This window comes from Candidatus Villigracilis affinis (genome assembly GCF_016705895.1).
Taxonomy (GTDB): domain Bacteria; phylum Chloroflexota; class Anaerolineae; order Anaerolineales; family Villigracilaceae; genus Villigracilis; species Villigracilis affinis.
The window spans coordinates 1-6,658 of the sequence record NZ_JADJKT010000020.1 but is presented as its reverse complement, the minus strand read 5'-3'; the positions used below and the strand labels follow the sequence as shown (position 1 = coordinate 6,658).

The following is a 6,658-nucleotide window of genomic DNA, read 5'->3' as shown; positions in this document are numbered from 1 at the left end:
GCAGTAGAATGGGGCTAGAGATCGTCCGTTTTCGGAATGAAGAGGTTATGAAGAACTTGTCCGCTGTTGTGGGCAGCATCCACAAAATGGTTTCATCAAGGTGAGAGCGGGTAAAATTAAAACATATCAATTCAGAGGAATCCTATGGAAACATTTTTATCCAAAATTATAAAGTTCGCCACACCGAAAAGCGCATTCATTGTGCTTGCGTTATTCATACTCAATGCCATAATTCTTGGCAGAGTCGATCAGCCTCTGCAAGACCTCGCCAACGGTGAGCCCAAACTTGACCTGCGGTTCGGATATGATCTCGCAACCGTTGAAAGGTTATTTGATGCCTATGGAGAACAGGGAAGGGAATTGTATGTTTGGGATTTGCTTATTGACACACCCTTTCCAGTTCTGGGCGGTCTGGCAACTATCTTGTTCGTGTTGGTAGCGTTTCATAATCCCCGCTGGCAAATGATACTTGTCACCGCCCCGATCACGTTCATTGTCACGGATTTGCTTGAAAATGTATTGTTCATGTTTTTGCTGCAAAGTCATCCATCTCTCTCATCAAGGCTTGTGGCTTTTTCGAGTTTTATTACCCAAGTCAAACGAAGCGCTTTCTATATTATCTTTGCAGAATTGGTTATAAGTGGGATTATTGTGATTTTTGTCGAAACAAAGCGAATGATTTCGGCTAGGACTTAATTTCCAGAGAAGCCTAAAATTTCAGGGGCTATCATTCAGGCAGTCCGTACTCCACCTGGTAAGCACAAGCAATCAAAAAGTCTGCTCTCTTCTCTACGGCACGCAGGAGCGGGGTAAGACTCCCATCAAAAATACGTCTGTACATAAACCTAATACATGGAGTTTTAAGGATGATACTTTATTACTGGCATTATGGGATCATTGTAAGTAGCCTTGCCACTGCAACATTCCACATTATGTGTTACCCCTACTTTGGCTGGTTTGACCCGATCGTATTGAACGGGTTTGGGTCGCTTGCCCTGCTGGCCGCATACTTCCTTCCCATTCCGTTCTTTCAACAAAGGCATCATATTGTTTACTGGTCCATTGCTGGCTATACCCTGCTCACGATCTTATTGTGGGTCATCCTTGGCGATAAGACCTTTCTGTTCGCAACCACAGCCGCCATTGGGTATTACGCCAAGATCGCCGAGATCTTTCTGCTGGTTTTTATGGGATATGACCTGCAAGGGATTTTACAGGCCCAAAAAACAAAAGAACTGCCCTAAAACAAGTCTTTTCATTAAGGGAATGGGGCTGAGCTTATCTTGTCTGTTGGCAAGGATGTAAGTATACAGAAAAACAGAAACTCCTTCCGATGTGGATGGAGTTTTGTTTTTCTCTGATCTCCCAAATACCTGTTGACAAAGTTCATAAAAACAGTAGTATGTTCTTATAGGCTTATCAAATAGGAGATGTTCATGAAACGTTTGATCATTTGCGCCGACGGAACCTGGGACACCCCCGATATAATCGACACAGATAAGAAGAGTGCCGAGCAGGAAAGATCACAATCCCCCATCCCTGGCCCTGAACAGGAAATCCTTTACAACAAACCGATCCGTGAGCCGACCAACGTTGTAAAAATGGCACGCGCCATCAAACCCACTGCAAAGGACAACACGCCGCAAGTGGTCTACTATGACACAGGGGTTGGGACGGGGTTGGGTTTCTACGACAAATTTATCGGGGGAGGCTTTGGGGTGGGTTTATCCAATAATATTCTGGACTGTTATCGATTTTTGGTCGATAACTACGATGAAGGGGATGAAATTTTCCTGTTCGGGTTCAGCCGCGGCGCGTTCACGGTACGCAGTCTGGCAGGGATGTTACATCGCTGCGGGCTATTGACCAAGGATGATGCGTACTACATCCCGGAAGCCTACGAACATTATCTACTGGACGATCATGACCCGGCACTTCCGATCTTTCGTGAGGGAAAAGGATTTCGCAAACGTAATCATCCGTCCCGTCTGGTGAAGATAAAGTTTATTGGAGTATGGGATACCGTAGGAGCGTTGGGGCTGCCTTTCCATGGTCCACTCTCGCGCCGTGTCAACCAAAGATACGCCTTTCATAACGTGCAATTGAGCTCAAGGGTGGAATTCGCCTATCAGGCACTGGCAATCGACGAATGGCGCTACCCCTTCCAGGCAACATTATGGGACCCGTCAGAACCGCCACCAGAATACCAAACCATTGAACAAAGGTGGTTCGCCGGGTGTCATTCGAATGTGGGCGGCTCTCTAAACGCGGACCGAATCCCAGATGAATCGGGAAAATATCGAAGCTACCGCCTGGAGAATTACGCCTTCCGCTGGATGGTAAAAAAAGCCACTGCAAAATTGGTAGGGCTAGAATGTAATTGGGATTATCTACTGCACTTCAATGCTCGTCCAGAGTGCAGCATGCGCAACTCTTTAACAGGCTTTTATAAACTTTGGGGCAAATATCTACGCCCGATCGGCCAGACAAAATATGGCAACGAAACCATCGATGAAAGCGTCATGGAGCGCATGGCGTTGAATACGAATCCCAAATATCAGCCGCCCAATCTGATGGAATTTCTAAACAAATCCTAGCTAATCCAAATTCCTGCTACAACACGATTCACCGATACACAAAAGCGGAAGGGTTATCCATCTCGCACAGGCGATAGGCTTACGCTTCCTTGAAGGCCGTTTCAAAAGCTCTCTTCGCGGCGGCGTAGCCTTGCTGAATTAAATCTTTGGAGACATCCCCATCATAGTCAATGATGCGTTCGGCGGGGAGAAAGTCAGTGGGCGCGGCGATGATCACTTTTACTTCGCGGTACTTGTAGGGACCTTTGCCTTCGGCGCGTTCGCGCAAGGCCATATCGTTGAAGGTTTTGATCAAGCGCAGACGTTCACGGAAGGAAGCGAGCAGCATCCAATCGAGAGTCCAGGTGATTGCATCGCCAAAGGATTCGGGGAGTTTGCGCGCGATGTGCGGAACAGGGTCACCGCTCTCCCACCACGGTGTCATCAATACGACCACGATCTCAGCAGGGACATCGATCGGAACATCGCGCATGGCATCCAGTGCAACACCGATGGGCGTATTCGCCACCAGCGCACCATCCCAATAGTATGCGTTCGTTTCGGGGTCGAATGTCCACGGGTAGACGAGTGGTATCGAGCAGGAGGCAAGTATACGGTCGGCAGTGATCGAGGTCACTACATCCTGCCGCGCTTCGCCGGTATCACGTCGCTGAATCGCGCGATTGCTGAACATGATCCGCTCCCCTGTTTGCACGTTCGTGGCGGCGATGAGCAGGGTCTTCCCGCTTTTGGATAATTCCTTCGAATCGAATTTGAAACGCGTGTGCAGGGTCTTGCGAAGCGGACCTGTATCCAGCAGGTTGATCCAGTGACCGACCAATCGCTCGCCCCACCATTTGGATGTGATCGGCAGCGGCGGCCAGAATTCCTTGGGGATGGGCGAAGTGGCATCCTGTGGTTGGACCTGCGGCAGGTTCGCATCCATGATCGCGCCGAAGGCTTTGCGTGCAAACCAGCGGGCGAGTCCGCGCATGCCCGGGGGCAGGCCCTGGATGTCTGTTTCTTCAAGCGATTCCCAAACCCTGACCAATTCATCGGCAGACATTCCCTGCGCAATGGCCGCGCCATTGACCGCGCCGATGGAGGTGCCCACCAAAACTTGCGGATCCCATGCGGCGGTGTGGGTTGAGTCGACGCCCAGCTTGCCAGATTCCATCAAATACTTATAAACGCCCGCATGAAATGCGCCGCGTCCGCCGCCGCCAGAAAGTACCAATGCCCGAATTCTATCCATGATCTGCTCCTTTGTTTAATAGGTTATAGGGCAAATTAAGGCGTGTGTCAATCACGAATTGGAAAAGCTTACGCTCTCCACCCTGCAAAAGAACTCCAGAATATAATATGTTCTGGCAAACAGTGAGTCGCAATCAAGCAAGCAATTTCAACGCGTCAAGGCTTCAAGAAGCCCTGCAAAGACCAGACGCAGCCACTTCATTAATGCTATACTCTTCGTAGCAATCAAAACGTCCTCTACAATTTTTTATTCAGCCAACCATTAACGAAAAAGAGGAATCAAAATGAGAAAAACAATTCGTTCGTTCTTAAGCTCTGTCATTGCCATGCTGCTGCTGGTATCCTGCTCACTCACCGGCGGCGCCGCTGATGCGGCAGTTGCGCAAGCCACCCCCGCCCTTCCCGCTGTCGTAACCATAGAACTCGGCATGCTGGCAGATACCTCGGTCCCATTCAATACGGTGGGACAGGTGATCAAATATACTTTTAGCGTCAAGAACTCAGGCACAGCATCCACCCCCGGGCCAATTATCGTGACCGGCGCAACCTGCCCCGAGATTATCACTGTCGGCAATCTGGATGCCTCGCTCGATCCAGGAGAAACGGTCGTTTGCACATCCTCCTACACCATCACACAGGCTGACCTCGATCGAGGCTCCGTCACCACCACAGCGATGGCCACCGTGAACAACGTTAACTCCAACCAAGCCACCACCACGGTCGCCACCGTTCCACCTGTGATCCTGAAATTAACCAAAACCGCCAACCCCACAACATATGACCGCGCGGGCCAGACCATTACGTATACCTACGTCATCACAAATGTCGGCGCTGCCACGTTGGGACCTGCTCAATTCACAGTGACCGACACGGGCATCCCGACTCCCATCAATTGCGGAGAGGCGACTGCAACCCTCGCTTCAAACGCGACTGTAACCTGCTCGGCCACTTATACAACTACTCAAGCTGACATGGGTGTGGCCTCCCTTTCAACCAATGCAACCGCGGCTGGCGGCGGCGCACCCACATCCCCCCCTGTGGGAGCCACTGTTACGAAGAGCGCCACCACGGTCACTCCATCTGCCTCAAGCAGTTCGCACACGGTCATCGAAGGTGAATGGATATGGCAGATCGCTCGTTGCTACGGAGTCGACCCCAACAAATTGGCCGCAGATAACAAAGATAAGATTCCTGACCCGAGCAAGATCAAGCCCGGGGTAGTCCTGACCGTGAATAATCCCGGTGGTTATTCCAAATTCTATGGTCCGCCCTGCATCACATTCGTTTCTCACACACTTCAAGCTGGAGATACCTGGACCATCCTTGGCCAAAAATACAGCGCCGACCCCACCGTTTTGCAATTGGCGAACGCTACCACCAGCCTGACCTCAACGGGAAGTGTCATCAAACTCAGGATCCCGAATTATTCCGCAGGCACCGTGACAACCCTGCCAACACAAACCAAGGCATTGACGTTGACCATCACAGCCAACCCGCTGACCTATGATCAGGCGGCGCAAGTCATTACCTTTACTTACGTCATCAAGAACAGCGGAACAGGGAATCTGGGTCCTGCTCAATTCACAGTGAGCGGCGGACTGCTCGGCGCTGCGCCATTGAATTGTGGCGATGCGGCCGCAAGTATTGCCCCCGGCGCAACAATCACGTGCACATCTGCGTACGTCATCACCCAGGAAGACCTGACCCTCAATTCGATCTCACATCAAGCCACCGCCTCAGGCGGAGGCGCGGGACCGTCACAAGCTGCGAGCGTCACGATCAATAAAGTCACCAAACTGCTGACCCTGACCATCGCCGCCAATCCGCTCACCTACACGCAGGCTGGTCAGATAATTACTTTTACATATGCCATCAAGAACAGCGGCAGCGTGAATTTGGGACCCTCCCAATTCACCATCACTGGCGGACTGCACGGCGCAACCCCGATCAACTGCGGTGACGCCGCCGCCACCATCCTCCCCGGCGCCACCCTCACCTGCAGCGCCTCCTACACCATCACCGATGCCGATCTCGCTGTCCCCACTCTCTCGCATATGGTCATCGCCTCAGGCGGAGGTGCAGCGCCATCGCAGCCTGCCAGTATCACGATCGCGAAGCAATAAATTCAGTGCGTCGCACCAGACGGGTAGATTCTTTCTGATTAATGAAACAAATCTACGGGTAAGCAGAATCCCATTAAGTCTGGTGCGACGCACCCATATCACAGGCAGATTTACATGGCGCGAAGGAAAATTCTTTTCCTCCCAAACAACTACTATCACATCTACAATCGCGGCGCGCATCAAAACAACATCTTCCGCACCGATGGGGATTACAAGTTCCTGCTAAAGTATGTCAAAAAGGAAATAGAAAGATGCGCAATAACTGTGGTCGCGTATTGCCTGATGGATAATCATTATCACTTTCTTCTGCGGCAAAACGGGGACACTGAAATCAGTCAATTCATACAGGCGGTTTTCAATATTTACACCAAGGCGTTCAACACCAAATACAAACTTTCGGGAACATTATTCGAGGGTCCATTCAAGGCAATTCATGTGGACAGAAGCGAGTATCTGCTTCATCTTTGCCGATATATTCACCGAAACCCGCTCGAAGCGAAGATGGTCGTGAGACCCGAGCAATGGGATTATTCCAATTATGCGGAATTTATCGGCAAACGAAACGGCGATCTGGTAGACAGAGAATTCGTGAAGATCAATTTTGACACGCCTGAAGCCTACGAAGATTTTGTGATGAATTATGTCCCACCCGAAAAGACTCAAAAGGAACTACGGCATTATCTGTTTTGGGATTGAGATTGCCGC

The 6,658-nt window shown here is 50.6% G+C and carries 6 protein-coding genes; 5 read left to right on the top strand and 1 reads right to left on the bottom strand.

Annotation, left to right across the window (positions count from 1 at the left end; translation table 11 throughout):
* Window positions 1-144: 144 nt before the first annotated feature.
* From IPI86_RS08995 to IPI86_RS08985, 3 genes are all read left to right on the top strand, one after another.
* A complete protein-coding gene (locus IPI86_RS08995) occupies window positions 145-696 on the top strand; it encodes a hypothetical protein (RefSeq protein WP_345297668.1) in 552 nt (183 codons plus the stop codon).
* Between the two features lie 170 nt (window positions 697-866).
* Window positions 867-1,244: a hypothetical protein gene (locus tag IPI86_RS08990; protein ID WP_345297667.1), complete on the top strand. Its 378-nt coding sequence runs from the start codon at window positions 867-869 to the stop codon at window positions 1,242-1,244.
* 192 nt (window positions 1,245-1,436) lie between these two features.
* Window positions 1,437-2,597 (top strand): DUF2235 domain-containing protein, encoded by a 1,161-nt coding sequence (locus IPI86_RS08985; protein WP_345297666.1) that lies wholly within the window; start codon window positions 1,437-1,439, stop codon window positions 2,595-2,597.
* 79 nt (window positions 2,598-2,676) lie between these two features.
* Here the strand turns inward: IPI86_RS08985 and IPI86_RS08980 are convergent, their stop codons facing one another.
* The gene (locus tag IPI86_RS08980; protein WP_345297665.1) at window positions 2,677-3,831 is read right to left on the bottom strand and encodes a patatin-like phospholipase family protein; all 1,155 of its coding nucleotides are present in this window, start codon (window positions 3,829-3,831) and stop codon (window positions 2,677-2,679) included.
* A 283-nt stretch (window positions 3,832-4,114) separates the two neighbouring features.
* Between IPI86_RS08980 and IPI86_RS08975 the strand changes: the two genes are divergently transcribed.
* The gene (locus IPI86_RS08975; protein WP_345297664.1) at window positions 4,115-5,953 is read left to right on the top strand and encodes a LysM domain-containing protein; all 1,839 of its coding nucleotides are present in this window, start codon (window positions 4,115-4,117) and stop codon (window positions 5,951-5,953) included.
* Between the two features lie 114 nt (window positions 5,954-6,067).
* Window positions 6,068-6,649, top strand: a complete 582-nt coding sequence (locus tag IPI86_RS08970) for a transposase (RefSeq protein WP_345297663.1) — start codon at window positions 6,068-6,070, stop codon at window positions 6,647-6,649.
* Window positions 6,650-6,658 lie beyond the last annotated feature (9 nt).